The following is a 25,255-nucleotide window of genomic DNA, read 5'->3' on the forward strand; positions in this document are numbered from 1 at the left end:
ATATTAGGATAATAAAAAAAAGAGTAAATTAAATAATTATTTTTATTTTTATAAAGTTTTTTTAAAACATAAAAATTTAGAAATAATGAAAGTAATATTATTAATATGTAGCTTGGTTTTAAATATTGAATTAAAATTTTATAGTCTACTATTTTATCTCGCCACTCAAGATTTTGCTCATTAAGCATTTTTATATAATCAAAATTAGACCACTCTACGTTTAAGCATGTGATATAAATATAGGGATTTATACAACCTGATATTATTATATTGTGAGTAAACCAAGATACAAAAAAAACAATTACTAAAAAAAATAAAACAAAGTTTGCTCTATATTTCATAAATAATAATTTGATTATGTCTTTTTTTAAAATATAAATTATAAATATTAGGCAAACTAAAATTCCAGACATTTTAAAAGAAATTACCAAACAAAATAAAATGATATTTATATATAAAATATTTATGTCTTTTTGAGTTGATGATGAAATAATACTAGGTATTAATTGTGTTACTAAAATAAAATATAAAATAGAAAATGGTACATCGACTAATCCAAAATTTTGAGTTTGATATCTGTACCATAATGGAAATGTAAGAATAGAAATTAGACCTACTAATTTCAAATATAATTCATCGCTTTCCAAAAAATCAATTATCTTTAAAAAAAAAATTAAATAAAATATTAATGAGATATTAATTAATAGAAATGGATTATTGCCAATCCACAATGGTGCATTTATAAAATTTAGCAATGATGAATTAGCAAATCTATGATTAAAATTAACAAGTCCAAAAGATATTCCATTATCTGCTATCCAATTTTGAAATGGAAAATGATATAATCCTGCATCATAGCCTGGCTCTATATTGTTTGAGAATAGAGAGGCAATTAAAGACAATAAAAATACTGTAATATATTCCTTATGTTTAATTGATGAGAAATTTCTCAAGGAAATTATTATAAAAAAAATGATACATATAAAATATAGAGGGGAAGATAACTTAAAAAAAAGTGAAAAGAAAATATTAAACAATCCAAAAAGAAAAATTCCTACAATTATGCTAGTTAACAAATTTAAATCTTTTTTAAAAAAAGTTTTTCCAATTAAAGCAAATATATTCGCAAATATAAATGTGGAGATAGAAAATAGTAACATAAGTTGAGTATATATTTATTTTATTATTAATTTAACTATATATTCATCTTTAATTAAAATAATACTGATACTAAAAAAAATTTAAAATGAATTCCAAAACTTTTTTCTTAGATTATTTGAAACATTTTTTTTTGTTATTGCCTTTACCTTTAATTTGGCTCTCTATTGGAACAAATGCTGGTAATATTTTTGAAGATAAAAACTATTTTGAGCAAATAACCAATTTAAATTTTTTCCAATTAAGAGAGATATTACCTCATTTATTATGTTTAACTTTTTTATTCTTAAATCTAATTAATTTTAAAAATAAACATAATTTAAATATTATTTTGATATGCATTTTTATGATTTTTATTAGTCAATTAATTGGAATTATTTTTGCTTATTATTTTGATTTTAGAAAAGATTTTGGTGGAGGATTTAATTTTTTAATTTCACTATTTTTTTACTTTAATTATTTTTTATATATTCAGAATAGTTCATATGAAAAAGAAAGAGTGTATAACTATATTTTATTTACAATTTTAGGAATTTTTGTCCTTTATGCTCTGGTCATATTTATTAAATCATTTCCACAATATATTTTGCAACCAAAACAATTTGGTTATGGAGGCTATGAAATTTATTTTTTTGGGGAAAAAATAGTTTTTAATAGCAATGGAATTTCAAGAATATTGTTATACTTATATATTTTTTATATTTGTTTAATTACTTTCCAAGTAAAAATTTCTAAAAAAATTAAAGGATTTTATCATTTCTTAATTACTACTGTTTTTATTTGTATAATTTATTATTATCAATCTAGGTTTGCATTCTATGCATTAATAATTATTCATATCATTTTATTTTTTAAAGCAAATCTTCTTATAAAAAAACTTATTTTATTTTTATCAATTTTTTTTGCAGTTTTTTTATCTCATCAATTAAATGATAAAATTAAAATTCTATTAGATAATGAAAATGAAAATATAAAGGAAAATATGATTCAACAGAATAGAATATTTAATTTGGATTATGCTGAAAAAAAATTAGATAATTTTCATGATAGAAGTTTAATCAATATGCAACTTAGTGGTCGCATAGACAAAATAAAATATACATTTAAATATTTACTAAATAATAAGGAAATAATATTTTTTGGATCTGGTCCAGAGTTCGATAGAGTAATATTTAACAATAATGATAATGAATTTTTAAATATATATAAAAATTATTTTGAAGACTTGCCATCTGGTCCTGTTTATATTTTACTCACAGGAGGGGTTTTAGGATTTACTGTTTATATTTTTTTAGGTTTAGTATTTTTAAAATATTTTGCAAAATTTGTATTTTTAAAAATAAAGAAGAATGATTATGTTTTAGCTGCAATTACTCTTACAATTTTAGTTATTTTTTTTAGGACAGCCATCGAAAAAAGTTTTTTAATTTGGGGTTTTGACTCGGTTTTTTTATATGCTTATATGATATTATTACATCATCAGATGAATATAAAAAAATTAAAAGTTTGAGGAATTTAATAACTTCTTCTTTTCCATTTCATTTGCTATGGCTTCACCAAATATTTTGTTTCCAAGTTCGTTGTAGTGACCTCCGTCTATGTTAAATATATCTAAATTTTCCCTCATAGCACCTTCTATAGCCTTATTGTTTTCAGTTAAAACGATATAACCAATCTCATTTCCAATTTTTTTCCATTCAGTATCTGGAAAATTTGAGGCTTGTTTACAACTTAAAATTATTTTTTTTGAAAAGGGGAAATTTTGAAAAATTTTTTGAAGTAAATATTTAGTAGTTTTTAAAGAACTTTCAAACATTTCTTTATCGTTTTGTATAGGATCTGAGAAATATTTTTCAGCTAAAATTCCTGTTCTTGACAACAATACACTTAGCAACCTACTATCTTTAAATGGTTTCAATATTGATTTAAAAATGTTTTTTTCATAATAAATTTGTTTGCTGTCTAAATCAAAATAAGGTCTCCAAAAGTATTGTGAAAATCGATAATTTCTTTTTTCCCAATCTAAAATATTATTTTCAAAATCATTTATGCAAAATTGAAGAATGAATATATCTGGATTTAAAGATTTGAGTTTATTTGAAATTAATAATTGTTGTAAAGTTCCATAGCCTCCTCCACCAGAAATTGTTGTATTTAAGTTTATTTTATTTGTTTCTGCTATTTTTTTACTCATCACACTATACCAAAATTTTTCATTTGACACCAAGGGATCAGTCGAAAATGAGTCACCAATGATAAGTATTTTTATCGTTTTTTCGTAACTTCCATTTAAGTTGAATTCGAGGTTTCCATCTTTATTTGTAATAAAAATTGTTGAGTATTTTTTATTTTTTTTTGTAAAGTTTGAAAATTCGTGTTTAAAGTTTTTTTTAAGTTTCCAACCAAGAAAATCATCTTTTTCATAAGTTGTAGGTTTTAAGAAGTTCAGTGTGATTTCTAAAACAAAAATAACTATAATCAAAGGTAATGTAATTAAAATTAGCCTAAACATTTTTTTTATTTAAAAACAAAAATAAGCCAAGAGGAATATAATAAAATATAGAATTATAGTTATTAAAAATACTACCAGATGTTGTTAGTGGCCAGAATGATACAAATAGTGCAATGTAAACAATATTTAATGAAGTAGACCTTATATTTTTTTTTAAATTTTCCTTTATAAAAATTTTAAAAAATAAAGTAAAAAATATAATTATTGCTATTAAAGTTCCCAAAATCCCTGTTTCTGATAATAATTGCAAATATGGAGTATGAGGATGATTGGTACAGATTACGTCTTCCTTTTTAATTAAGTTGTTGTAACACTGATACCTAAAGCCTTTTGTTGCTGCACCTAAAATTGGATACTCTTTAAAAATAATATATGCTGCATTAAAGTGACCCTGATGTTCTTTAGTTATTAGTGTTAACTCTCCATCATTGTAAGCTCCTTGTATATTTCTTAATGTTTGATCTATAATTCTTTCTTTAATTTTACTATCAAAAAATAAAGTAAATGAGCTAATAATAAGGATAAATATTATTATTTTAGTAAAAATTTTTCTTAAATTTGAACATACCAAAAATATTAAAAATATTAAAAAGCTAAGAAGTATTAATGGAGCTCTGTCACCCGAAATAAAAGTATTAAAGTAAATTATTACTACAATAAAAATAAAAAAGAGTAATTTTTTTTTATCTAGATTTTGGTTAAAGTAAAAGAAAGAAATAGCAAAAAGAGGAAACAATCTGAATAAATATGATCCCATAATTTTTTCATCTTGAAATATACCTGAAATTCTATTTGGGAATTCACTGTATAAATATTGTAATTTTTCTCTTGATGGATCATTAGTCTCAAGACTATTAAGTTCAGTGTATCTCTGAAAATATTGAAAAGTATATTTAAAATATTCAACAAAACCAAAAAAGCACACTAACAAAATTGATAATATGCATGCGTATAAGAAATATTTGAAATATTTTTCATCTGCATCTAGAATTATTTTTATTCCTACAGCAAAGAAAAAAAATCTTATATATGGTAAACTATTTTTTAAACTTTCTAACCTGTATTCAAATAGAAGAGAATTTAAGATAAAACATAAATAAAAAATAAAAGCTAACTTTATAAATATATTGTTTAAATCAATTTTTGATTTCTTAAAATTAAGAATTGCATAGATGCAAATGATTGATGCTATTAGATCACTAAAAAATGGACCAGATATCAAAGCAACTGGTAATAATGCAAAAAAAACACCTACGATATTTTCAAATTTAATTACTTTTTTATTCATTATTTTTTTTTAGCTGATATTAGAAATATTTATTCATGTAAAATTAAATATAATAATATATCAAATGAACTTAATAATTTTCTATATTTTTGTAATATTTGTAAATTTACTTATTTTACTCAATTTAAATAAAATTGCTAAACTTATTAATGTTTATGACAAACCAGACAATTCTAGAAAATTTCACAAAAAAAATACGCCATTATTAGGAGGGTTAATTTTATTACTAGCTTTAACTTTGTTCCTCATATTTGATTTAAGTTTTAATTACTTAATTTTAAATAATTCTTTCAAAATTTATTTGTTATTTTTTTCTTACATGTTTTTCATTTTTGGATTTATAGACGATAAAAAAGATATTTCACCAAATATTAAACTAATAATCCAAATTATTTTAACTTTTTTATTCATCTTAACTTTTAAAAATGAGATTTTATCTAATGAACTTAAATTTTCATTTTTAAATTTTAAAATTTACTTAAATAATCATGAAGTTTTGTTCTATACAATTTGTGTTGTTATATTTATTAATGCATTAAACATGTTTGATGGAATAAATGGTCAATCAAGTATTTTTTTCTTTTTTGTTTTATTTATATTAGTTTTAAAAAATTATAATATTGAATTAGTATTAACATTAGTAATTACAAATTTTTTTATTTTTTACCAAAATTTAAAAGACCGAATTTTTTTTGGAGATAGTGGTACATATCTATTGGCGGTAGTAATCTCTTTTTTTACGATTGATGCACATAAGTCAAATTTACTTTTTGCTGATGAAATAGTTTTAATTCTTCTTTTGCCAGGAATAGATATGTTAAGACTTTTTATTGTTAGAATTATAGCAAAGAAAAATCCATTTTACCCTGATAGAGAACACTTGCATCATTTGTTTTTAAAAAATTTTAATTTTAAAAAAACTTTTTTTATAATTAGTTTATTGATCTTTACGCCTTATTTATTGGGTATATTATTTAATAGTATTATTTCAATTTTGATCTTTTCTTTAATATACTTCTTAATTATTATGCAATTGTCTCTAAATAAATTTAAAAATTAATTTATCTTAATGAATATAAAATCATCAATAATTATACCAACATTTAACGAAGAGATGACAATTATAAAAATATTAAAAAAAATAAATGAAGTTTTTAATAATAGTGGTGAATATGAAATAATAATTGTTGATGATTGTTCAACTGATAATACTGCAAGTATCCTAAATCAAAATAAAGATTTATTTGATAACATAATAATAAATAAAAAAAATATTGGCAAAGGTGGGTGCATTAAAAGAGCTTTAGAAATTGCTAAACATGATTATATTTTTTTTCAGGATGCAGATGATGAATATGATCCAGAAGATTTCAAGAAATTTTTTGATGTTATTAATAAGTTTAAACCTGATCTAATTATCGGTTCAAGGTTTAATTATTCAAACTATACAAGGTCTCACTACTTTCTAAATAAATTAGGAAATAATATTATTTCTAATCTTTTTAATATTTTGAACAATACAACGTTCACTGACATATATTCTTGTTATGTAGTTTTCAAAAAAGATTTGATAAATCCTAGAGATTTAAAAACATTTGGATTTGAACAACAAGCTGAAATATTATCAAAAATTGTTAGATACGGAAAAAAATTTTATGAGGTACCGATAAATTATAACGGTAGAACTTACGAAGAGGGAAAAAAAATTAAATTTTATGATATCTTTCCCGTAATTTTTCAAATTATAAAGTGTAGATTAATATAAAAATAATTTTAAAATATATTAATGACAAATGATATTAAGAAAAACTATTCTAGAAGATTATTTGGTTTAAATAAATTTATAAGTAAAATAATTAAAAGCAAAAGATCTGAAATAAATAAATTAATTGAGAAACAATTAGACTATCAAAAGTACAAAAGTTTGCTAGATGTTGGAACGACCCCATCTTTAGCGAATCATGAAAATCAAATTTTAAAATATTTTTATAAAAAAATTAACATTAGCTGTTTATCAAATTTAGATTTATTGGAATTGAAAACTATTTATCCTGAAATTTTGATACACTTAGGTGATGCTCGTAAAATGCTATTTGAAAATAATAAATTTGATGTAGTTATTAGCAGTGCAACTATAGAGCATGTAGGATCATTTGAAAATCAATTAAAATTTGTTTCTGAATGTTATAGGGTTAGTAAATACAAAACATTCATAACTACACCAAATAGATATTATCCTATCGAATTTCATACGAAAATACCTTTTTTACATTATCTTCCAAAATTATATCATAGAAAAATTTTAAGATTACTTGGGGAAAATTTTCTTTCTTTAGAGGAAAATTTAAATCTTCTATCAAAAAAAGATTTTTTAGAAATTTGCAAAACATTAAATATACAAAATTTTAGAATAGAGCAAATTAAGTTATTTGGTTTAACATCAAATTATATTTTAATTATAGATAAAAAAGAAAGTTAAAAATTAATTAGTTTTTAATTAAAAAATATTTACCTAACTTTTCAACATTAAAACTTTTTGTAATCATGTGTGAACAAATATAATCAGTATAAAAACATATATTAATATTATTTTTAGGTTTTAAAAAATTAATTTCATTAAAAATAATTTTTTCATACTCAAAAATTGAAGGCTTAGTTATAGGAAAAAAAGTATTCTTTGAATTTATTTGTCTATCTATATTTTTTAAAAAAAACACTATTAAAGATATGGCAAAAATAAATTTAAATTTAGATTTAATTTTTTCTGAAATATTATAAATTTTTTTAAAATCATATATAAGATATAAATTTACAATTAAAATGATAATATAAAATGATCCATATCTAAATATAGGTGCGTTTAAAAACCAGAAAGCTAAACCAACAAAATTTAAGATAAAAATTTTAAATAAAAAAATTTTTATCTCTTTAAAAAGTTCTTTATCTGTTATTATTTCTGATGCATTTCTTATCATTATATTAATTAAAATTATTATTAGTAATAGTGGGGAAATTATTTCAATAATTTTTAAAAAATGCTTACCAAACCACACTTTTAACCAGTTAAAAGATACATTATAATTTTCCATGGAAATTTCATAATTATCAGGTTTGTCAATCCACCCTTTTGCCCAAGCTTCTGCATTAATCATTGCAAATTCTGGACTAGCGTGTCCACTTAGAGCCCATTTTGTATTTTCAAAACAAGTTTGGATTATTGGATAAATTAAACAAGAGGTTTCAAATATATTTTTTACCAACCAAAGACTAATAAAGATTATTGAGCTAATAAGAATTAATAAATTTTTATAATTTTTAAAATAACCAAAAATTATTTTATTATTTAAGTTGCTTGCAAATAGAAAAGTACTGAATACGTAAGTTATTTTATGTGACAACATCATAAAGAAAAAAATTGGAGAATATTTGATTAATTTATTATTTTTATAAATCTCTTTATTTAAATTTATAATAAATATTTTTATTAAAAAATAACTAGCAACAAGTAATGGTATTAAATCATTTCCAAATTCTCTATACCTTGCTAATTTAATTAATATAAATGATGAAATCAGAGTTGTTAAAACTAAAACAAAATTATTTGTATTTTTTCGAAAAATTAATTTTGCGCAAAAAATTATGAATAAATAGTAAAATAATATGTTCAAATTTGAAATTGAATAAATAGTAAGAAAATCATTAGTGGTGATTGATTGAACGAATTGTAAAAAAGATATATGACCAAACCTAGAGTGAATATCGGCAATACCAAAAATAATTTTTTCCTGCTTCAAATAAGATACATAAGAGTGGTGATATAAATTAGCATCTATAGGGTGATCAGTGAATCCTATCAATAATGTTGCAAAGGATAATATTAAAGGAACTTGAAATAAAAAATTTCTAATTTTTAGTTTGTATACAAATAAGCAGATTCCTAAAATTAATATAACAGAACTTATCCATATATTAATAGCAATAAAAAAATGAATAATTATTGCAACTATTCCTAAAAACAAATATCCACATAGAAAAATGAAAAAATCGTCATTATTTTTGCTAAATATCTTTCCGTAACCATAAACTGAAGTAAATATTACTATTATTCCTAAATAATAATTAAGCAAAAGATACATGGTTAATTAATTTTATAATTCATTTATTTATAAAAATGACCTATTTAATTTAATTAATTAAATTAAAAAATGTTAGTTTCAATTTTAATACCCTGTTACAATGAAAAGAATACGATAGAGAAGCTTATAATTAAAGTTAAAAAACAAAAAAAAATCAAAAAACAAATTATACTTATAGACGACGGTTCTTCAGATGGAACATCCAAAATAATTAAATCAAAATTAAAAAAAAAAGTAGATAAGGTAATTTTTCATAAAAAAAATTTAGGAAAAGGATCTGCAATAATTAGTGCAATTAAATTTATAAAAGGTGATATAGTAATTATCCAAGATGCAGATCTAGAATATGAACCATCAGATTATCAGAAGCTTTTACAACCTTTTAAAAATAAAAGTATAAATGTAGTTTATGGTTCTAGAGTTTTGGGGAGAAAGAAAAGTATAAATAAGTTTACTTTTGAAAAAAAATTTAGAATTTTTGGTAATTTTGTGTTAACCAAAATTTCTAATGTAATTAATAATCAAGATTTAACTGATGTACATACATGTTATAAATTAATTAGGAAAAAATTATTTTTAAAATTACAACTTGAAGAAAAAAACTTTTCATTTTGTTCAGAGGTAACTACAAAATTATCAAAACTTGGCGAAAATATTATTGAGATCCCAATAAATTATAATGGAAGGAGTTATCATGACGGTAAAAAAATCGGTTTTAAAGATGCAATTTTAACTGTAATTACAATATTAAAATACAGAGTTCTATTTTCAATAAAAAAAAAAAATAAAAACTAAATTATTTAATTGTGATTTTAGTTTATTAATATATTAAATTTAAGATTATTATCATGTCAAAATACTTAGTTTGTGGTGCTGGTGGTTTTATTGGAGGTCATTTAGTAAAAAGACTGATGGACCAAGGCAATGATGTGGTTTGTGCAGACATCAAGCCAACCGAATATTGGTTTCAATATTTTGAAGAAAACCAAAATTATTCACTAGATTTAAAAGAGTATGAAAATTGTTTAAAAGTAACTGAAGGAACTGACTTTATATACAATATGGCCTGCAATATGGGTGGAATGGGTTTCATTGAAAATAATAAGGCAGAATGTATGTTGTCGGTTTTAATTAATACCAATTTGTTAAGAGCTTGTATTCAAAATAAAGTTAGTAAATATTTTTTTTCATCAAGTGCATGTGTATATAATGGACAAAAACAAAAAGAGATATTTGTTCCTGGATTAAAAGAAGCCGATGCATATCCAGCAGAGCCCGAAGATGGATATGGTTGGGAAAAATTATTTAGTGAGAGAATGTGTAGACATTTTACTGAAGATTTTGGATTAGAAACAAGAGTGGTTAGATATCATAATGTTTATGGTCCAATAGGTACTTATGATGGAGGTAGAGAAAAAGCACCAGCAGCTTTATGTAGAAAAATTATAAATGCAAAAATGAATAATATTGATACGATTGATGTATGGGGAGATGGAAAGCAAACAAGAAGTTTTATGTACATTGATGACTGTTTAGATGGAACTGAAAAAGTTTTTAATTCTTCTAAAAAAGAAGTTTATAATGTCGGAAGTTCTGAACAAGTTTCCATTAATCAAATGATAGATATGATTGAAGAGATTGCTAAAGTGAAATTAAAGCGTAATTTTCAACTAGATAAACCCAAAGGTGTTAGAGGAAGATCGAGCGACAATACAAAAATTGAAAATGAAATAAACTGGTCGCCAAAAATTAATCTTAAAGATGGGTTAGAAAAAACATATAAATGGATATTTGATCAAATCAAAAGTGGATCAAATACGAGCAAATATACTAGAAGTTATTAATTATATTATTAATGACTTTACAATTCTTATTTGATCTATATAAGCAGTTTGCCTGGTGATTTTAGCGAAGGTGTTATACCCGATCCCATTCCGAACTCGGAAGTCAAGCCCTTAAGCGCCGATGGTACTTTATCTTAAGATATGGAAGAGTAGGACTTTGCCAGGCATTACTTCATAAACATGAAAAAATTCATAGTTGTAACAGGAGGTGCTGGTTTTGTAGGTACCAACCTATTGAGTTTCTTTTTAAAAAAAACAAATTTCAATTTCATAAGTATAGATAATTATTCCACAGGAAAAAAATCAAACCATATTAATAATAAAAGAATAAAATACGTTAGAGGAGATACTAAGAATATTGAAAAAATTTTAAGTTCAAGAAAGAAAAATATTGATTCTATTTTTCACTTTGGTGAATTTTCTAGAATTTTCCAAAGTTTTAAAAATTTTGATCAATGTTATGCATCAAACACTCTTGGGAGTAAGGCAGTATTTAAATTTTGCCTGGATAATAATATAAGATTAATTTACTCTGCTACATCTGCTACTCTTGGAAATTCTGGTAGAGATAAAAATTTATCCCCTTATGCTTTTACTAAATCAAAAAATCTAGAATTATTAGAAAATTTTAACTTGTGGTTTAAATTTAGATATGAAGTTATATTTTTTTACAATGTTTATGGTCCAAACCAAATCAAAATTGGAGATATGGCCACTGTTATTGGAATATTTGAAAATTGTTATGAAAAAAATTTACCTTTACCAATAGTCAAACCTGGTACTCAAACTAGAAGATTTACACACATATTTGATACAATTTTAGTTTGCTATGAAGCTTGGAAAAAAAAGAAATATCTTAATTACAGTGTTTCAAATAAAAAATCTTATTCAATTTTAGAAGTTGCAAAAATGTTTGGACTTAAAAAAAAATTTTTATCTTATCGTAAAGGTGAAAGGTATGCTTCAGCATTAGCAAGTTTATCAAATAATAAAAAAGTCCATAAGAGATTTGGAAAAATTGATCTTAAAAACTATATTGAAAACTTCAAAGAAAATTCAAATAAAAAATTTAATTAACATAAAAGAACTTAAAAATCTTTTATAAGTATTAATAGGGTTATAAATTAATCTTAAAGCCCATCCTAGATAAAGCATATCTACCAAATCATTAATTGGAGCTTGCCTTTTTGTTAAAAAAGCTATCGCAGCTCCAGTGCAAATAATTGATATTTTTTTAGATAATTTTTTTTTTAAATAAAAACCTAAAGGTTCTTGTTTTCCTCCAGCAATATTAATTATTATATATTTTGGATTTAGTTGTTTAATTAATTTTAATAATTTTTTATCTTCATCAAACGAGGAGTTATTTTTATAAAATGGAGAAACGTAAGAATATACTTTATTAAATTTTTTATTCTTTAGAAGTTTTAAATTAAGACGAGAATCATCTTTTGTTGGATCTATTAGAAGTATAACCTCATTGTAATTATCTTTAACTTTTAGAAATTCTTTTAAAAATTTATATCCAGAAAGCTTTTTTACTTTTTTTTTTTTAAAAATTCTTAATAAAATACAAAAAAAACCACTATCTAATAAAGCTATATCTGAATTTGTTAGAGAGTTATGATAGATTTTATCTTTTTCAATTTCAACTAGAGCTGATGCTGCTGGAGCAACAAGTAGACCACCTTTTTTAATTTTTTTGTATACTTCTATAAAATCACTATTTATGAAATTCACTTTTTTAAATTTGATAAATTTAGCCATTTTTATTTGCCAATCGCACTTATAATTGTGTTAATTAATCGAGACAATAGGTATTAATTTATTTATAAAGAGTATTTGATATTTCAATTAATTTCATTTAAAAAACCGTAAAATTATGAAAATTAAAAGCTCACTCAAGTCAATAAAAAAACGAGACCTAAACTCTAAACTTGTGAGAAGAAGGGGTAGAGTTTATGTGATAAATAAAACTAATCCAAAATTTAAAGCTAGACAAAAGTAATTTTTATGGATGATGATAGCCATAAAAAAACTTGGAACAATTTTACAAAATTTGTGCTTTGGGGCACTATAGCAGTAATTATAGTTTTAGTTTTAATGGCAACATTCTTACTATAAAGTTTAAATGAGAATTGGATCTATAAAAGAAAATCAGAAAATAGAGAAAAGAATATCCATAACGCCAGAGATAGTGAAAAAATATATCTCACTTGGATTTGAAGTATGTTTAAGTGAAAATTACGGTGTACATCTTGAAATTAAAGATGATAGTTACAAAGTTGCTGGAGCTAAAATTTTAAAAGATGAAAATGAGATTGTAAACTCTTCTGATGTAATTGTACAAGTTGGAATTTTGTCGGATGATAAAATTTTAAATGTTAAAGAGAATCAAACAATAGTTGGAGTTTTAAATCCTTATGAGAACAAAGAAAAATTAGAAAACCTAGCAAAAAAAATAAATCTTTTTTCGTTAGAACTGCTTCCCAGAATTACAAGAGCTCAATCTATGGATATTTTATCATCACAAGCGAATCTTGCTGGCTACAAAGCTGTTATAGAATCTTTTGCAAATTTTGAAAAAGCGATACCAATGATGATGACAGCGGCAGGTACCGTTCCAGCTGCCAAGGTTATGGTTGTTGGTGCAGGTGTTGCTGGTCTTCAGGCAATTGCGACTGCGAAAAGAATGGGGGCTATAGTTTTTGCGACGGATGTAAGAATCGCATCAAAAGAACAGGTTGAAAGTTTAGGTGGTAAATTTTTAACTGTAGAGGGTTCAGATAATTTAGAAACCGAGGGTGGTTATGCAAAAGAAGCTTCAGATGATTTTAAAAAAAAACAAGAACAACTTTTATCTGAAACTTTAAAAAAAATTGATATTGTAATTTGTACAGCTTTAATACCAGGAAAAAAAGCACCTCTGATTATTAAAGATAGTATGTTTGAAAACATGCAACCTGGATCAGTAATATATGATTTAGCAGCTGTTCAAGGAGGTAACACTTCATTTACAGAAGTTGATAAAGTTATTGAGAGAAATGGAGTTAAAATAATGGGTGAATCTAATATATTAAATAAACTACCTATTTCTGCTTCTAACTTATATGCAAAAAATGTATTTAATTTTGTTGATAATTTATTCGACAAAGAAAATAAAAAAATAAATATTAACCTAGAGGACGAAATTATCAAAAATACATTGATAAAATAAATTATGGAAATTGACCCTTTAATATTTAGATTAAGTATATTCATTCTTTCAATTTTTGTTGGATATTATGTGGTATGGAGTGTAACTCCATCATTACACACACCACTAATGTCAGTTACTAATGCAATTTCTTCTGTGATAATTGTAGGAGCAATCATAGCTGGTTTGTCGGGAAATTCTAATAGTGTCTTCAATACCTCAAGTATTTTTGGTTTTTTAGCTATAGCTCTAGCAGCTATAAATATTTTTGGGGGATTTTTAGTAACTCAGAGGATGCTTGCAATGTATAAGAAAAAGAAAAAGGATAAATAGTTATGATATCTGCAAACTTATCTGCAATTTTTTATTTAGTTTCAGGTGTATTATTTATTCTCGCTTTAAGAGGATTGTCTTCGCCAGAAACGTCTAGACAGGGTAATTTCTTTGGTATTATAGGAATGGTTATTGCTATAACAGTTACGTTTTTATCTATAGAAAATTTTTCTACTGGATTTATATTTGTGTTGATATTCATTTTAGTAGGTGGCTCAATTGGAGCTTTTATAGCCTATAGAATTCCAATGACAGCTATGCCAGAATTAGTTGCTGGCTTCCATAGCCTTGTTGGACTTGCTGCTGTATTTGTAGCAATTTCAGCTTTTTTAAATCCAGAAGCATTTAATCTTGGTACACCAGGAAATATAAAACTTGGGAGTTTAATTGAAATGTCTATTGGTGCTGCTGTTGGAGCTATCACATTTTCGGGCTCCATAATCGCTTTTTTAAAATTACAAGGAATTATGTCAGGTTCACCTATTGTATTTAAAGGCCAACACCCTCTGAACGCTGTAATTTTAATTTCAATTATTGTTTTAACTTATTTATTGTGTTCTACACAGTCTTCAAATTTATTTTGGATATTATTGGCAGTTTCTTTTTTAATTGGTTTTCTCTTAATAATTCCAATTGGTGGAGCAGATATGCCAGTAGTTATCTCTATGTTAAATTCTTACTCAGGTTGGGCAGCAGCTGGAATTGGTTTTACACTAGAAAATACAGCTTTAATAATTACTGGGGCGCTAGTTGGTTCATCTGGAGCAATACTTTCCTATATAATGTGTAAAGGTATGAACCGTTCATTTTTCAATGTTATTCTGGGTGGATTTGGTGCAACTGAGGAAACTTCTAGCACTACTAATAAAGAGCAAAAACCAGTCAAGAGTGGTAACGCAGATGATGCAGCTTTTTTAATGAAAAATGCATCCTCAGTTATTATTGTTCCTGGTTATGGAATGGCTGTAGCGCAAGCACAACATGCTTTACGAGAGATGGTTGATACACTTAAAAAAAATGACATTAAAGTCTCCTATGCGATTCATCCTGTTGCGGGTCGAATGCCTGGTCACATGAATGTACTTTTAGCAGAGGCAAATGTGCCATATGACGAAGTATTCGAGTTAGAGGAAATAAATAACGATTTTGCAAATGCAGACGTTGCCTTTGTAATTGGTGCTAACGATGTCACAAATCCTGTTGCAAAAACTGATCCTCAGAGCCCAATTTATGGTATGCCTGTTTTAGATGTTGAGAAATGTAAATCAGTTTTATTTGTAAAGAGAAGTTTATCACCAGGTTATGCTGGTATTGATAATGATCTTTTTTATAAAGAAAATACTCTTATGTTATTTGCAGATGCTAAAAAAATGACTGAAGACATAACAAAAAACCTATAGGTGAAAAATTGAGTATCAAAGTATATTGCGATATAGCCGAGCTAAATTTAATTAAAAAATTTAATAAAAAGAAAATTGTAAAAGGATTTACGACTAATCCAAGTTTAATGAGAAAAGCAGGAGCTAAAAGTTATCAAGATTATTCAAAAAAAATATTGAAAATTTCAAACAAAAAACCAGTTTCCTTAGAGGTATTTAGTGATGATTACTTGTCAATGAAAAATCAAGCATTGAAAATCAATGATTGGGGAGAAAACGTTTATGTTAAAATACCTGTTGCAAATTCAAAAAATATTTTCATGGGAAAGTTAATTAAAGAATTGAACAAAAAAAATATCAAACTCAATATTACTGCTGTATACAGCGCTCAACAGACAAAAAAAATTTTAAAGAATATTAATAAAAAAACTAGAGTAATAATATCTATATTTGCTGGAAGAGCTGGAGATGTTGGTAAGGATCCAATCCCAGAATTTAAAAAAAGTATTGCTTTAGCAAAAAAATTTAAAAATGTTGAAATTTTGTGGGCCAGTGTTAGAGAACCATATAATTTTTTACAGGCTAAACAATTAGGCTGTCATATAATTACAGTTCCACCGGCTATAATTGAAAAAATTGAAAAGTTTGGAAAAAGTTTTTCAAAATTAACCAATGAAACAGTCAAAGGTTTTTTAATCGACAGTAAAAAATCTAATTTTCACATATAAAAATTAATCTTATGGATAATATAGAGAATAAAAGTACCAACAGAAGTTTTGGGTTAGTTTTTTTTGTAGTATTTTTTATAATTGGATTATATCCAATATTTAATTCTCAAGATATTAGAGTCTGGTCTTTAATTATCTCATTTATTTTTTTAATACTTGGGTTTTTAAACTCAAAAATTTTAACACCATTAAATAGATTGTGGTTTAAATTTGGAATAATTTTAGGTAGGTTTATTTCACCTCTGGTAATGGGAATAATATTTTTTTTTGTAGTAACACCCATTGGATTATTAATGAGAATTATCGGTAAAGATGTACTAAATTTAAAGTTTAATAAGGATAAATCTTATTGGATTGAAAAAAAAGGACCAAAAAGTAAAATGAAAAATCAGTTTTAAAATGAGTTTTATTAGAGAATTTTGGGAATTTTTAAAAGTAAGAAAAAAATATTGGCTTTTACCGATAATAATCATGCTTGTAATTTTTGGTGGACTAATTGTGTTAACACAGGGTTCAGCAGTCGCACCATTTATTTATACAATATTTTAAAGTGAAATCTATATTAGGTATTTCTGCATTTTACCATGATAGTGCAGCTTGTATTTTAATTGATGGAAAGATAGTAGCGGCAGCCCAAGAGGAAAGATTTACAAGAATAAAACATGATCCAAGTTATCCACACAATGCAGTAGAATTTGTCTTGCGATTTGCAAAACTAAAATTAAGTGAAGTGGATCAAATTATTTTTTTTGAAAAACCTTTTTTAAAATTTGAAAGATTGCTTGAAACATACGTAGGCTTTGCTCCAAGAGGTTTTATTTCATTTGCAAAAGCAATGCCATTATGGATAAAAGAAAAACTTTTTCAAAAAAATCTAATCTACCAAAAACTTAGAGAACATGATGAAAATTATAAATCTGATGAAAATATTTTTTTCTCAGATCATCATTTGAGTCATGCAGCAAGTGCTTTTTTCCCATCACCTTATGATGAAGCAATAGTTTTAACAGCTGATGGAGTAGGAGAATGGGCTACTACTACAGTTGCCATAGGCAAAGCAAATAAATTAGAAATTAAAAAAGAGATCCATTTTCCTCACTCTTTAGGATTATTATATTCAGCTTTTACTTTTTATACAGGCTTTAAGGTCAATAGTGGAGAATATAAATTAATGGGCTTGGCACCATATGGAAATCCTACTTATGAAGATAAAATTAAAAAATTAATTGATATTAAAGATGATGGTACTTTTAAATTAGATCAAAGTTATTTTAATTATGCAACTGGTCTTACAATGACAAATAAAAAATTCAGCAATTTATTTGGTCAAAACCCACGAAATCCTGAAAAGGAGAATATAACACAATTTCATATGGATATTGCAGCATCTATTCAAAAAGTAACCGAAGAAATAATGATAAAGTTAGCAACTTCTATACAACAGGAATATAATATTAAAAACTTGTGTTTAGCAGGTGGAGTTGCTTTAAATTGTGTTGCTAATGGAAAAATTTTAAAAGAAAAAATTTTTGATAGTATATGGATACAACCTGCGGCTGGAGATGCAGGTGGTTCATTAGGTGCTGCACTTGCATTGTGGCATATAGAAAATGGAAATAAAAGAACAGCTAATCCTAACGATGACATGAAGGGTTCATACTTAGGTAATGAATTCAGTCAAAAAGACATAGAAAGAGAATTATTATCTTTAGGCGCAAATTTTAAAACTTTAGATTATGAAGATTTAATTAATAAGACATCTGAAATATTATCAAATGATAAAGCTGTTGGTTGGTTTCAAGGAAGAATGGAATTTGGTCCAAGAGCATTAGGTGCCAGATCTATTTTAGCTGATCCTAGATCTGAAAATATGCAAAAAAATTTAAATTTAAAAGTGAAATATAGAGAAAGTTTTAGACCATTTGCGCCCTCAGTTTTAAAAGAAGACCTTACTGATTGGTTTGATATCCAAGATGAGAGTCCTTATATGCTTTTTGTATCTAATGTTAATTCCAAAAAAATTATAAATATGACTGAAGAGCAAATGAACCTTTTTGGTATAGATAAGCTTAATGTAAAAAGATCAGAAATACCTGCTGTAACACATGTTGATTACTCTGCAAGAATTCAGACAGTGTCCAAAAATACTAACAGGCGTTACTATGATTTAATATCAAAGTTTAAAGAAAAAACTGGTTGTCCTATTCTAGTAAACACTTCATTTAATGTTAGAGGTGAACCCATAGTAAATTCACCTACTGATGCATTTAATTGTTTTATGGGAACAGAGCTTGATTATCTTGTTATAGGTAATTGTATTTTAAATAAAAAAGATCAAGATAAAAAATTAATAAAAAATTATCTCAATAAATTTGAACTAGATTAACATAAATAATTGGTTGCGGGGGACGGATTTGAACCGCCGACCTTCAGGTTATGAGCCTGACGAGCTACCAGACTGCTCCACCCCGCGATATATTTAAATTCTATTCTTAAGCTTATTTAACTTTTTAACTCTTTTAATATTTTCTTGAAGAATTCTTTTTTTCTTTTCAGAAGGTTTTTCATAAGTATTTTTTAATTTAATAACTTTAAAAAAACCATCTCTTTGCAGTTTTCTTTTTAACACTCTTAATGCTTGCTCAACATTATTATCTTTAACTTCTATTTTGATAACTACCTCCAAAAAAGTGGTTTGTTATCACTTTTATTAATTTATGTCTATAAGTTTTGTTCATTATATGCCTGTTTGATTAACTTTGTTTTGTTTTTCTTTTTCTTTTTTCTCTCTCTTAATTCTTCTTTCAGCTTTTTCTATTGCATCCATTAGGTCTTTCTGAGAAAATAAATTTAATGCAACAGGATCTTTAGGGTTAAGATTATTATAATTCCAATAATTTTTATTTCTTATAGAAGTGACTGAATTTTTCGTAATGCCAACCAATTTAGCTATTTGTGAATCTTTCAAAATATTATGATGTCTGATAAGCCACAAAGCTGAATCTGGCTTGTCTTGTCTTTTAGAAAGAGGGATATATTTTTTTATTTTCTTTTCATCATTTGAAATTTCAATATCACTACTTTTAATTTGTAGTGGTCTACTTTCGTCTTTTGATGACAATTCTATTTCTTCTCTTGAAAGTTGTCCTGAAATAATTGGATTATAAGCTTTAATTCCTTTGGCTACTTCTCCATCTGCTATACCTTGTATCTCCACTTCGTGTAGTTTGCAGAAATCTGCTATCTGTTTAAATGTTAGAGTTGTGTTTTCTACTAACCATACAGCTGTAGCCATAGGCATTAGAGGTGCATTTGACATTTAATTTTTTGTTTCTGATTTAAAGTTTTGAAATTTTTTATTAAATTTACTTATTCGACCTTTATCCATTAATTTCTGTTTTCCACCCGTCCAAGCAGCATGAGATTTTGGGTCAATTTCGAGTTTAAGCAAATCACCTTCAGCACCCCAAGTTGATTTTGTTTCAAATTGTGTTCCGTCAGTCATTTCTACTTTAATAGTATGATAGTTTGGATGAATATTTTTTTTCATGCGGAGACTTATAACAAAAGAATTTTTTAAAACAATTAAAAGTTAACTAATTTTTCAAGCATTTTATCGTTAATTGCACTACTTGAAGCTCTGATATCAATATTTTTTATATCAAATTTGTTAATTTCGTTAACTATTCCACCAGCCTCTTCAACCATTAAAGCACCCGCCGCTACATCCCAAATATTAATTTTATTATGAAAAAAACCATCCAGTCTTCCTGAGGCTACATATGCAAGATCAAGTGCAGCGCATCCACTACATCTCATATTTAGATCACTAAATTTTGTACCTTCATGATTACTTGAGAATAAACAATCTTCAGTAGAATTTTTTTTTGACACTCTTAGTCTTTGATTATTCAAGTATGCTCCCTTGTTTTTTTCAGAAAAAAACATTTCATCTTTTATTGGATCGAAAATTAATCCACTTACTATTTCATTGTTAGACATGTGAGCAATACAAATAGCAAAATGAGGAATTCCGTGAAGAAAATTGGTTGTCCCATCTATTGGGTCTATAATCCAAAAATTTTCTTTGTCCTTGTTATTTATCTTCCCAGTTTCTTCTGTTATGAATGAGTAATTTTTTTTTGATTTAGATAATTCTTCTATTAAAATTTTTTCTACATTTTTATCTGTTTTTGTAACAAAATCGTAAGGGCCTTTTTTAGAAACTTGTAATTTTTCTACTTCACCAAAATCTCTGATCACAGATTTAGATGCTTTTTCAGCAGCCTTTATCATCAAGTTAAGATTTGAAGATATTGATATCATTTTAAATTTTTTTTACGTACTCTAAATTTCGAGTATCAACAATGACTTCATCACCTGCTTCTATAAACGGTGGAACTTGAATATTTAAACCATTATCTAGAGTTGCTGGTTTATATGATGAAGATACAGTTTGGCCTTTTAATGCTGCATCAGTAATTTCAATTTTACATTGAACCTGATTTGGTAATTCAACTGAAATTGGATTTTCGTTGTAAAAACTTACAGACACTTCAAGATTTTCAGTTAATAGTTTACCTTTTTCTCCAATAATTTCTTTTTTAATTTCAATTTGCTCAAAGGTTTTTGGTTCCATAAAAAAATAATTTGCTTCATCTTCATACATATAATTATATTTATTCTCATCCAGTGATGCTTTTTCTACAGTTTCACTAGATCTAAATCTTTCATTTAGTTTGGTATTTTTACCAACACTTTTCATTTCAACTTGTGCAAACGCACCACCTTTTCCAGGTTTTACATGTTGTGTTTTTAGAACTTGCCAAAGATCGTTTTTATATTCTAAAAGCATCCCAACTCTAATTTCACTTGCATTTATTTTCATATTAAACTTTCTATAGCTTCTTTAGGTTTGTATTTTTTATTATTCCAAATGTAGCCTGAGATAGCTAAAAAATTTGCATTGTTCAATAAAAGTTTTTTATAGTTTTTATTTGTTATTCCACCTATAGCTACGATGGGAATATTTGTTAATTTTTTTACTTTATTCAAAGTTTTTATATTAGCCCTGTATTTAGCTTTTTTTGTTTTCGTTGGAAAAAAAGCACCAAACGCAATGTAATTAGCTCTATTTTTAATTGCTTCTTTTGCAATTTTAATTGAGTTATGACATGTTATTCCAATAATTTTATTTCCAATTATTTTTTTGGCTTCTTTAAAATTCATATCTTTTTGCCCTAAATGACATCCATCAGCATTTAATTTTTTTGCAAGAACTGGGTCATCATTAACAATAAATTTTACATTATTTTTTTTACATAATTGTCTGATCTTTTTTCCTACCAAAATTTTTTTTTTAAATGAGTATTTTTTAAATCTCATTTGAAAAAAACTTATTTTACCTGATTTTAACACCTCATTCAGCATCTGGTAAAAATTCTTCGTTATTTTATTTGGAGAGATAAGATAAATAAATTTTTTTTTATTTATTCTCAAGATCTTTTGTCCATTTTCCTTGAGCAGCTAAAGTACACATTCTTGCTCTATGATTAAACACATCCTGTGTTTCGTTAGTTTTAGTGATATCTTTAGACCAAAATTTAAGTGAACTTTGTTGTAAAGCTCGACCATATGAATAGGTCATTATAAAATTTGTACTATTGTTTTTGCTAATTAAATTGAGATTTTCTGTTGCTTCTACTTCGGATTGACCTCCAGACAAGAAAGCAATTCCTGGTACTTCTGTAGGTACTGAATTTTTAAGACATTTAAGTGTTTTGTCTGAAACTTCTTCATTAGAGATTTTGTTTTTTGAATTACTTCCAGCTAAAATCATATTTGGTTTTAATATGATCCCTGATAAATCAATTTTATGCATAATTAGTTCCTCAAAACATTTTTTTATAACTTCTGAAGTTTTTTCCAAACTCTCATCAGCTGAATGATCACCATCCATTAAAACTTCTGGTTCCACTATAGGAACCATTTCACATTCTTGAACTAAAGCGGCATATCTTGCAAGCGCATGAGCATTAGAATGAATTGCAAGTTTGCTAGGATAGTTATTACTTATCGAATAAACACCTCTCCATTTTGTAAATCTTGCACCAAGCTCATAGTATTTTTTTAATCTTTCTCTTAGCCCGTCTAGCCCTTCTGTAATTTTTTCCTCTGGAGAGTTTGCTAAATTTTTTGCACCTGTATCTACTTTAATTCCAGGTACTGCTCCACTAGCAGAGATTAACTCAGGAATTGATTTACCTAAACTTGAAATTTGGTTTATTGTTTCATCGTATAAGATCACGCCACCGATACAATCTTTCATGCTTTCTGAACTAAAAAGAGTTTCTCTAAAAGCGAGTCTGTTTTTTGGTGAAGACTCAATATTTACAGCCTCAAGTCTTTTCGTCATAGTCCCGTTACTTTCATCTGCCGCAAGTATTCCTTTGCCATTTGAAAGTATTTTAAGAGCTATTTTATTTAGTTCTGACATATTAATTTAGAGCGCATATACCAGGAAGTTCTTTTCCTTCAAGATATTCCAAAAATGCTCCACCTGCAGTTGAAACAAAATTAAAGTCTTTATCAGCATTTAAAGAATTAATTAATGAAACGGTATCTCCACCACCTACAACAGAATAAATTTTATCTTCTTTATATTTTTCAACTATTTTTTTTGCAATTGCAGTACTTCCATTAGCAAAATTAGGATTTTCAAAATATCCAGCAGGACCGTTCCATAATATGGTGTTTGTATTATCAATAATATTACATATACTTTCAACAGTTTTTGGACCTATATCCAAAATCATTTCATCTAATTTAATTTGATTCAATTCTTTAATTTTAGGGTGTCCATTTAAATCATTGGCCACCACCACATCTTCAGGAAAAATTAATCTACAATTTTTTTCTTTTGAATATGAAAGTATTTCATTAACTATAGAATTAACATTTTCTTCTTTAAGAGATTTTCCTATATTGTATCCATTGTGTTCAATTAAGTTATTCGCCATTGCACCCACAATTACTATGTTATCAAATTTTGGAATTAAATTTTTAATAATATTAATTTTAGTAGAAATTTTAGATCCTCCAATTATGCAAGTAACAGGTTTAATTATTTTAGATGTAATTTTCTTTAATGCACCAATCTCTAAATCTAGTTGTAATCCTGAAAAAGACGGTAAAAATTTTGAAATTTCACAAACAGATGTATGAGCTCTATGTGAGCATGAAAAAGCATCATTTACATAAATATCACCTAAACTTGCTAAATGTTTTGCAAAATTAGTGTCATTTTTTTCTTCTTCTGGATAAAATCTAATATTTTCAATTAATAAAATTTTTTCACTAAAATTATCAAGTAAGTCTTTATTTATCTCATATATATTCTTTTCAATAAGGTTTATTTTCTCATTTAATTTTTTTTCTATATCCTCTTGTATTGGTTTTAACGAAAGATCTTTTATCATTTTTCCTTTAGGTCGACCGACATGAGATAAGATAATTATTTTTGAATTTTGCTTTAATAAAAATTTAATTGTTGGAAGAACTTTGTCAATTCTTGTAGTGTCAGTTATTTTACCATTATAAAGAGGTACATTTAAATCCAATCTTAAAATAACTTTTTTACCTGCCAGGTCTGTTAATCTGGAAATACTTTTCATTAAGAATTTTGATGAATAAACTCTGCAATATCACACATACGATTTGAAAAACCCCATTCATTATCATACCAGGCTGAAATTTTACCCATATTATCTCCGACAACATTAGTAAGAGATCCATCAACAATCGCAGATGCAGGATTATGATTAAAATCAATTGATACTAACTTTTCATAAGTGATTTCTAATACATTTTTTAGTTTATTTTTTGATGCTAATTCAAATGATTTATTTATATTTTCTTTATTGATATTTTTTTTCGTGCAGAAAACTAATTCTACAAGTGAAACATTTGGGGTAGGTACTCTCATTGCGACCCCCTCTAACTTTCCATTTAAGCTAGGAATTATTTCACCAATTGCTTTTGATGCACCAGTAGATGTTGGAACAATTGATTGACTTGCTGATCTTGCTCTTCTTGGATCTTTATGTGAATTATCCAGAATTCTTTGATCACTTGTAAATGCATGAATAGTTGTCATAAACCCTTTTTCAATTTCAAAATTTTCATTAAGTGTATGTACAACTGGAGCCAAACAGTTTGTCGTACATGATGCAGCTGAGATTATTTGGTCCTTACTGTTTATATCTTTTTCATTTACACCAAATACGATTGTTTTATCTGCATTTTTACACGGCGCAGATACTATTACTTTTTTTGCTCCATTTTTTATATGAGCTAAAAGTTTTTCTTTAGAATTAAATTTTCCTGTACACTCAAAAACATAATCAACATCAGATTGTTTCCAGTCTATATTTTCAATACTAGACTCCTGTGAAAATGTAATTTTTTCACTATTTATTATCAAATGATTTTCATCAAAATCTAACTCAGCATTAAATTTACCATGTATTGAATCATATTTTATCAATGTGCAGGTAGCCTCAGAATTTGATCTGTTATTGATGTGTTGTATTTTTATTTTTTTATCTTGGCTTTCTATAATTGATCGAACTACCATTCGACCAATTCTACCCATTCCATTAATTCCAACTTTAATTGTCATT

General features: G+C 25.8%; 31 protein-coding genes, 1 tRNA gene and 1 rRNA gene. 18 read left to right on the forward strand and 15 right to left on the reverse strand.

Features of this window, described 5'->3' with window-relative positions; genetic code table 11:
* Window positions 1-953, reverse strand: a 953-nt coding sequence (locus ACTTAS_RS00005; RefSeq protein WP_440677872.1) for a hypothetical protein, incomplete at its 3' end; no start/stop codon positions are given.
* 19 nt (window positions 954-972) lie between these two features.
* Between ACTTAS_RS00005 and ACTTAS_RS00010 the strand changes: the two genes are divergently transcribed.
* Together ACTTAS_RS00010 and ACTTAS_RS00015 are read left to right on the forward strand one after the other, a co-directional pair.
* Complete coding sequence (locus ACTTAS_RS00010; RefSeq protein ID WP_440677873.1) at window positions 973-1,167, forward strand: hypothetical protein; 195 nt, start codon at window positions 973-975, stop codon at window positions 1,165-1,167.
* Window positions 1,168-1,246: 79 nt separating this feature from the next.
* Window positions 1,247-2,668 carry a hypothetical protein gene (locus ACTTAS_RS00015; RefSeq protein WP_440677874.1) on the forward strand — a complete coding sequence of 474 codons (1,422 nt, stop codon included), beginning with the start codon at window positions 1,247-1,249 and terminating at the stop codon, window positions 2,666-2,668.
* Here ACTTAS_RS00015 and ACTTAS_RS00020 read toward each other — a convergent pair.
* The gene (locus tag ACTTAS_RS00020) at window positions 2,657-3,670 is read right to left on the reverse strand and encodes a hypothetical protein (RefSeq protein WP_440677875.1); all 1,014 of its coding nucleotides are present in this window, start codon (window positions 3,668-3,670) and stop codon (window positions 2,657-2,659) included. The genes ACTTAS_RS00015 and ACTTAS_RS00020 overlap by 12 nt on opposite strands.
* Window positions 3,663-4,958, reverse strand: coding sequence for an O-antigen ligase family protein (locus ACTTAS_RS00025; protein ID WP_440677876.1), 1,296 nt, complete (start codon window positions 4,956-4,958; stop codon window positions 3,663-3,665). Before ACTTAS_RS00025 ends, ACTTAS_RS00020 begins: the two co-directional genes overlap by 8 nt.
* Before the next feature lie 64 nt (window positions 4,959-5,022).
* Between ACTTAS_RS00025 and ACTTAS_RS00030 the strand changes: the two genes are divergently transcribed.
* Genes ACTTAS_RS00030 through ACTTAS_RS00040 form a run of 3 tightly spaced genes read left to right on the forward strand, consistent with a single transcriptional unit; the run spans window position 5,023 to window position 7,437 of the window.
* Window positions 5,023-6,018 carry a hypothetical protein gene (locus tag ACTTAS_RS00030; RefSeq protein WP_440677877.1) on the forward strand — a complete coding sequence of 332 codons (996 nt, stop codon included), beginning with the start codon at window positions 5,023-5,025 and terminating at the stop codon, window positions 6,016-6,018.
* Window positions 6,019-6,027: 9 nt separating this feature from the next.
* Complete coding sequence (locus ACTTAS_RS00035) at window positions 6,028-6,723, forward strand: glycosyltransferase family 2 protein (RefSeq protein ID WP_440677878.1); 696 nt, start codon at window positions 6,028-6,030, stop codon at window positions 6,721-6,723.
* Window positions 6,724-6,744: 21 nt separating this feature from the next.
* Entirely contained in the window at window positions 6,745-7,437 is a 693-nt protein-coding gene (locus ACTTAS_RS00040) for a methyltransferase domain-containing protein (protein ID WP_440677879.1), read from the forward strand.
* Between the two features lie 7 nt (window positions 7,438-7,444).
* On the opposite strand, the gene ACTTAS_RS00045 is transcribed toward ACTTAS_RS00040, so the two are convergent.
* On the reverse strand, window positions 7,445-9,094 hold the full coding sequence (locus tag ACTTAS_RS00045) for a hypothetical protein (protein WP_440677880.1): 1,650 nt from the start codon (window positions 9,092-9,094) through the stop codon (window positions 7,445-7,447).
* 69 nt (window positions 9,095-9,163) lie between these two features.
* Here ACTTAS_RS00045 and ACTTAS_RS00050 point away from each other — a divergent pair, with 69 nt between their 5' ends.
* The 4 genes from ACTTAS_RS00050 to ACTTAS_RS00065 all read left to right on the forward strand — a co-directional run bounded on the left by ACTTAS_RS00050 (window position 9,164) and on the right by ACTTAS_RS00065 (window position 12,015).
* Window positions 9,164-9,889: a glycosyltransferase family 2 protein gene (locus ACTTAS_RS00050; RefSeq protein ID WP_440677881.1), complete on the forward strand. Its 726-nt coding sequence runs from the start codon at window positions 9,164-9,166 to the stop codon at window positions 9,887-9,889.
* Between the two features lie 53 nt (window positions 9,890-9,942).
* Entirely contained in the window at window positions 9,943-10,938 is a 996-nt protein-coding gene (locus ACTTAS_RS00055) for an NAD-dependent epimerase/dehydratase family protein (protein WP_440677882.1), read from the forward strand.
* 51 nt (window positions 10,939-10,989) lie between these two features.
* A 5S ribosomal RNA gene (rrf, locus tag ACTTAS_RS00060) occupies window positions 10,990-11,104 on the forward strand.
* A 14-nt stretch (window positions 11,105-11,118) separates the two neighbouring features.
* Window positions 11,119-12,015 (forward strand): NAD-dependent epimerase/dehydratase family protein, encoded by an 897-nt coding sequence (locus ACTTAS_RS00065; protein ID WP_440677883.1) that lies wholly within the window; start codon window positions 11,119-11,121, stop codon window positions 12,013-12,015.
* On the opposite strand, the gene ACTTAS_RS00070 is transcribed toward ACTTAS_RS00065, so the two are convergent.
* Window positions 11,995-12,705 carry a WecB/TagA/CpsF family glycosyltransferase gene (locus ACTTAS_RS00070; protein WP_440677884.1) on the reverse strand — a complete coding sequence of 237 codons (711 nt, stop codon included), beginning with the start codon at window positions 12,703-12,705 and terminating at the stop codon, window positions 11,995-11,997. The genes ACTTAS_RS00065 and ACTTAS_RS00070 overlap by 21 nt on opposite strands.
* Window positions 12,706-12,820: 115 nt before the next feature.
* On the opposite strand from ACTTAS_RS00070, the gene ykgO reads away from it, so the two are divergent.
* Genes ykgO through ACTTAS_RS00115 form a run of 9 tightly spaced genes read left to right on the forward strand, consistent with a single transcriptional unit; the run spans window position 12,821 to window position 18,960 of the window.
* Window positions 12,821-12,946, forward strand: a complete 126-nt coding sequence (ykgO, locus tag ACTTAS_RS00075) for a type B 50S ribosomal protein L36 (protein ID WP_008545413.1) — start codon at window positions 12,821-12,823, stop codon at window positions 12,944-12,946.
* Window positions 12,947-12,951: 5 nt separating this feature from the next.
* Window positions 12,952-13,062 carry an aa3-type cytochrome c oxidase subunit IV gene (locus tag ACTTAS_RS00080; RefSeq protein WP_440677885.1) on the forward strand — a complete coding sequence of 37 codons (111 nt, stop codon included), beginning with the start codon at window positions 12,952-12,954 and terminating at the stop codon, window positions 13,060-13,062.
* Window positions 13,063-13,069: 7 nt separating this feature from the next.
* On the forward strand, window positions 13,070-14,155 hold the full coding sequence (locus ACTTAS_RS00085; protein ID WP_440677886.1) for a Re/Si-specific NAD(P)(+) transhydrogenase subunit alpha: 1,086 nt from the start codon (window positions 13,070-13,072) through the stop codon (window positions 14,153-14,155).
* A 3-nt stretch (window positions 14,156-14,158) separates the two neighbouring features.
* Window positions 14,159-14,467, forward strand: coding sequence for a proton-translocating transhydrogenase family protein (locus ACTTAS_RS00090; protein ID WP_440677887.1), 309 nt, complete (start codon window positions 14,159-14,161; stop codon window positions 14,465-14,467).
* Window positions 14,468-14,469: 2 nt separating this feature from the next.
* Window positions 14,470-15,867: an NAD(P)(+) transhydrogenase (Re/Si-specific) subunit beta gene (locus ACTTAS_RS00095; RefSeq protein WP_440677888.1), complete on the forward strand. Its 1,398-nt coding sequence runs from the start codon at window positions 14,470-14,472 to the stop codon at window positions 15,865-15,867.
* Window positions 15,868-15,875: 8 nt separating this feature from the next.
* On the forward strand, window positions 15,876-16,574 hold the full coding sequence (locus ACTTAS_RS00100) for a transaldolase family protein (RefSeq protein WP_440677889.1): 699 nt from the start codon (window positions 15,876-15,878) through the stop codon (window positions 16,572-16,574).
* An 11-nt stretch (window positions 16,575-16,585) separates the two neighbouring features.
* Window positions 16,586-16,972, forward strand: a complete 387-nt coding sequence (locus ACTTAS_RS00105; RefSeq protein WP_440677890.1) for an SxtJ family membrane protein — start codon at window positions 16,586-16,588, stop codon at window positions 16,970-16,972.
* A gap of 1 nt (window position 16,973) precedes the next feature.
* Window positions 16,974-17,123: a DUF5989 family protein gene (locus ACTTAS_RS00110; protein ID WP_440677891.1), complete on the forward strand. Its 150-nt coding sequence runs from the start codon at window positions 16,974-16,976 to the stop codon at window positions 17,121-17,123.
* Window position 17,124: 1 nt separating this feature from the next.
* Window positions 17,125-18,960, forward strand: coding sequence for a carbamoyltransferase family protein (locus tag ACTTAS_RS00115; RefSeq protein WP_440677892.1), 1,836 nt, complete (start codon window positions 17,125-17,127; stop codon window positions 18,958-18,960).
* A 10-nt stretch (window positions 18,961-18,970) separates the two neighbouring features.
* On the opposite strand, the gene ACTTAS_RS00120 is transcribed toward ACTTAS_RS00115, so the two are convergent.
* The 10 genes from ACTTAS_RS00120 to gap all read right to left on the reverse strand — a co-directional run bounded on the left by ACTTAS_RS00120 (window position 18,971) and on the right by gap (window position 25,254).
* A tRNA-Met gene (locus ACTTAS_RS00120) sits at window positions 18,971-19,047 on the reverse strand.
* Between the two features lie 6 nt (window positions 19,048-19,053).
* Window positions 19,054-19,248 (reverse strand): 30S ribosomal protein S21, encoded by a 195-nt coding sequence (gene rpsU / locus ACTTAS_RS00125; RefSeq protein WP_075484443.1) that lies wholly within the window; start codon window positions 19,246-19,248, stop codon window positions 19,054-19,056.
* 63 nt (window positions 19,249-19,311) lie between these two features.
* Window positions 19,312-19,893 (reverse strand): cell cycle transcriptional regulator TrcR, encoded by a 582-nt coding sequence (locus tag ACTTAS_RS00130; protein ID WP_440677893.1) that lies wholly within the window; start codon window positions 19,891-19,893, stop codon window positions 19,312-19,314.
* Complete coding sequence (rpmE, locus tag ACTTAS_RS00135; protein WP_440677894.1) at window positions 19,894-20,124, reverse strand: 50S ribosomal protein L31; 231 nt, start codon at window positions 20,122-20,124, stop codon at window positions 19,894-19,896.
* Window positions 20,125-20,159: 35 nt separating this feature from the next.
* Window positions 20,160-20,900, reverse strand: coding sequence for an inositol monophosphatase family protein (locus ACTTAS_RS00140; protein WP_440677895.1), 741 nt, complete (start codon window positions 20,898-20,900; stop codon window positions 20,160-20,162).
* A gap of 1 nt (window position 20,901) precedes the next feature.
* On the reverse strand, window positions 20,902-21,462 hold the full coding sequence (efp, locus tag ACTTAS_RS00145) for an elongation factor P (protein ID WP_440677896.1): 561 nt from the start codon (window positions 21,460-21,462) through the stop codon (window positions 20,902-20,904).
* Entirely contained in the window at window positions 21,459-22,073 is a 615-nt protein-coding gene (gene thiE, locus ACTTAS_RS00150; protein WP_440677897.1) for a thiamine phosphate synthase, read from the reverse strand. The genes efp and thiE overlap by 4 nt, the downstream gene beginning before the upstream one ends.
* Window positions 22,060-23,070, reverse strand: coding sequence for a class I fructose-bisphosphate aldolase (locus ACTTAS_RS00155; protein WP_440677898.1), 1,011 nt, complete (start codon window positions 23,068-23,070; stop codon window positions 22,060-22,062). The genes thiE and ACTTAS_RS00155 overlap by 14 nt, the downstream gene beginning before the upstream one ends.
* 1 nt (window position 23,071) lies before the next feature.
* On the reverse strand, window positions 23,072-24,247 hold the full coding sequence (locus ACTTAS_RS00160; protein ID WP_440677899.1) for a phosphoglycerate kinase: 1,176 nt from the start codon (window positions 24,245-24,247) through the stop codon (window positions 23,072-23,074).
* Window positions 24,247-25,254: a type I glyceraldehyde-3-phosphate dehydrogenase gene (gap, locus tag ACTTAS_RS00165; RefSeq protein ID WP_440677900.1), complete on the reverse strand. Its 1,008-nt coding sequence runs from the start codon at window positions 25,252-25,254 to the stop codon at window positions 24,247-24,249. The genes ACTTAS_RS00160 and gap overlap by 1 nt, the downstream gene beginning before the upstream one ends.
* Window position 25,255: the final 1 nt, after the last annotated feature.

The organism is Candidatus Pelagibacter sp. HIMB1611 (genome assembly GCF_052047715.1).
Lineage (GTDB): Bacteria > Pseudomonadota > Alphaproteobacteria > Pelagibacterales > Pelagibacteraceae > Pelagibacter.

Bases quoted from the DNA above. Each gene is read 5' to 3' on its own strand.
- rpmE (WP_440677894.1), bottom strand. From the start codon at position 20,124: ATGAAAAAAAATATTCATCCAAACTATCATACTATTAAAGTAGAAATG.
- ACTTAS_RS00050 (WP_440677881.1), top strand. From the start codon at position 9,164: ATGTTAGTTTCAATTTTAATACCCTGTTACAATGAAAAGAATACGATA.
- ACTTAS_RS00040 (WP_440677879.1), top strand. From the start codon at position 6,745: ATGACAAATGATATTAAGAAAAACTATTCTAGAAGATTATTTGGTTTA.
- ACTTAS_RS00085 (WP_440677886.1), top strand. From the start codon at position 13,070: ATGAGAATTGGATCTATAAAAGAAAATCAGAAAATAGAGAAAAGAATA.
- ACTTAS_RS00045 (WP_440677880.1), bottom strand. From the start codon at position 9,094: ATGTATCTTTTGCTTAATTATTATTTAGGAATAATAGTAATATTTACT.
- ykgO (WP_008545413.1), top strand. From the start codon at position 12,821: ATGAAAATTAAAAGCTCACTCAAGTCAATAAAAAAACGAGACCTAAAC.
- ACTTAS_RS00090 (WP_440677887.1), top strand. From the start codon at position 14,159: ATGGAAATTGACCCTTTAATATTTAGATTAAGTATATTCATTCTTTCA.
- ACTTAS_RS00105 (WP_440677890.1), top strand. From the start codon at position 16,586: ATGGATAATATAGAGAATAAAAGTACCAACAGAAGTTTTGGGTTAGTT.
- ACTTAS_RS00010 (WP_440677873.1), top strand. From the start codon at position 973: ATGATACATATAAAATATAGAGGGGAAGATAACTTAAAAAAAAGTGAA.
- ACTTAS_RS00015 (WP_440677874.1), top strand. From the start codon at position 1,247: ATGAATTCCAAAACTTTTTTCTTAGATTATTTGAAACATTTTTTTTTG.
- efp (WP_440677896.1), bottom strand. From the start codon at position 21,462: ATGAAAATAAATGCAAGTGAAATTAGAGTTGGGATGCTTTTAGAATAT.
- ACTTAS_RS00020 (WP_440677875.1), bottom strand. From the start codon at position 3,670: ATGTTTAGGCTAATTTTAATTACATTACCTTTGATTATAGTTATTTTT.
- ACTTAS_RS00130 (WP_440677893.1), bottom strand. From the start codon at position 19,893: ATGTCAAATGCACCTCTAATGCCTATGGCTACAGCTGTATGGTTAGTA.
- gap (WP_440677900.1), bottom strand. From the start codon at position 25,254: ATGACAATTAAAGTTGGAATTAATGGAATGGGTAGAATTGGTCGAATG.
- ACTTAS_RS00025 (WP_440677876.1), bottom strand. From the start codon at position 4,958: ATGAATAAAAAAGTAATTAAATTTGAAAATATCGTAGGTGTTTTTTTT.
- ACTTAS_RS00070 (WP_440677884.1), bottom strand. From the start codon at position 12,705: ATGGCTAAATTTATCAAATTTAAAAAAGTGAATTTCATAAATAGTGAT.
- ACTTAS_RS00030 (WP_440677877.1), top strand. From the start codon at position 5,023: ATGAACTTAATAATTTTCTATATTTTTGTAATATTTGTAAATTTACTT.
- ACTTAS_RS00035 (WP_440677878.1), top strand. From the start codon at position 6,028: ATGAATATAAAATCATCAATAATTATACCAACATTTAACGAAGAGATG.
- ACTTAS_RS00110 (WP_440677891.1), top strand. From the start codon at position 16,974: ATGAGTTTTATTAGAGAATTTTGGGAATTTTTAAAAGTAAGAAAAAAA.
- ACTTAS_RS00160 (WP_440677899.1), bottom strand. From the start codon at position 24,247: ATGAAAAGTATTTCCAGATTAACAGACCTGGCAGGTAAAAAAGTTATT.
- ACTTAS_RS00140 (WP_440677895.1), bottom strand. From the start codon at position 20,900: ATGATATCAATATCTTCAAATCTTAACTTGATGATAAAGGCTGCTGAA.
- ACTTAS_RS00080 (WP_440677885.1), top strand. From the start codon at position 12,952: ATGGATGATGATAGCCATAAAAAAACTTGGAACAATTTTACAAAATTT.
- ACTTAS_RS00055 (WP_440677882.1), top strand. From the start codon at position 9,943: ATGTCAAAATACTTAGTTTGTGGTGCTGGTGGTTTTATTGGAGGTCAT.
- ACTTAS_RS00095 (WP_440677888.1), top strand. From the start codon at position 14,470: ATGATATCTGCAAACTTATCTGCAATTTTTTATTTAGTTTCAGGTGTA.
- ACTTAS_RS00155 (WP_440677898.1), bottom strand. From the start codon at position 23,070: ATGTCAGAACTAAATAAAATAGCTCTTAAAATACTTTCAAATGGCAAA.
- ACTTAS_RS00065 (WP_440677883.1), top strand. From the start codon at position 11,119: ATGAAAAAATTCATAGTTGTAACAGGAGGTGCTGGTTTTGTAGGTACC.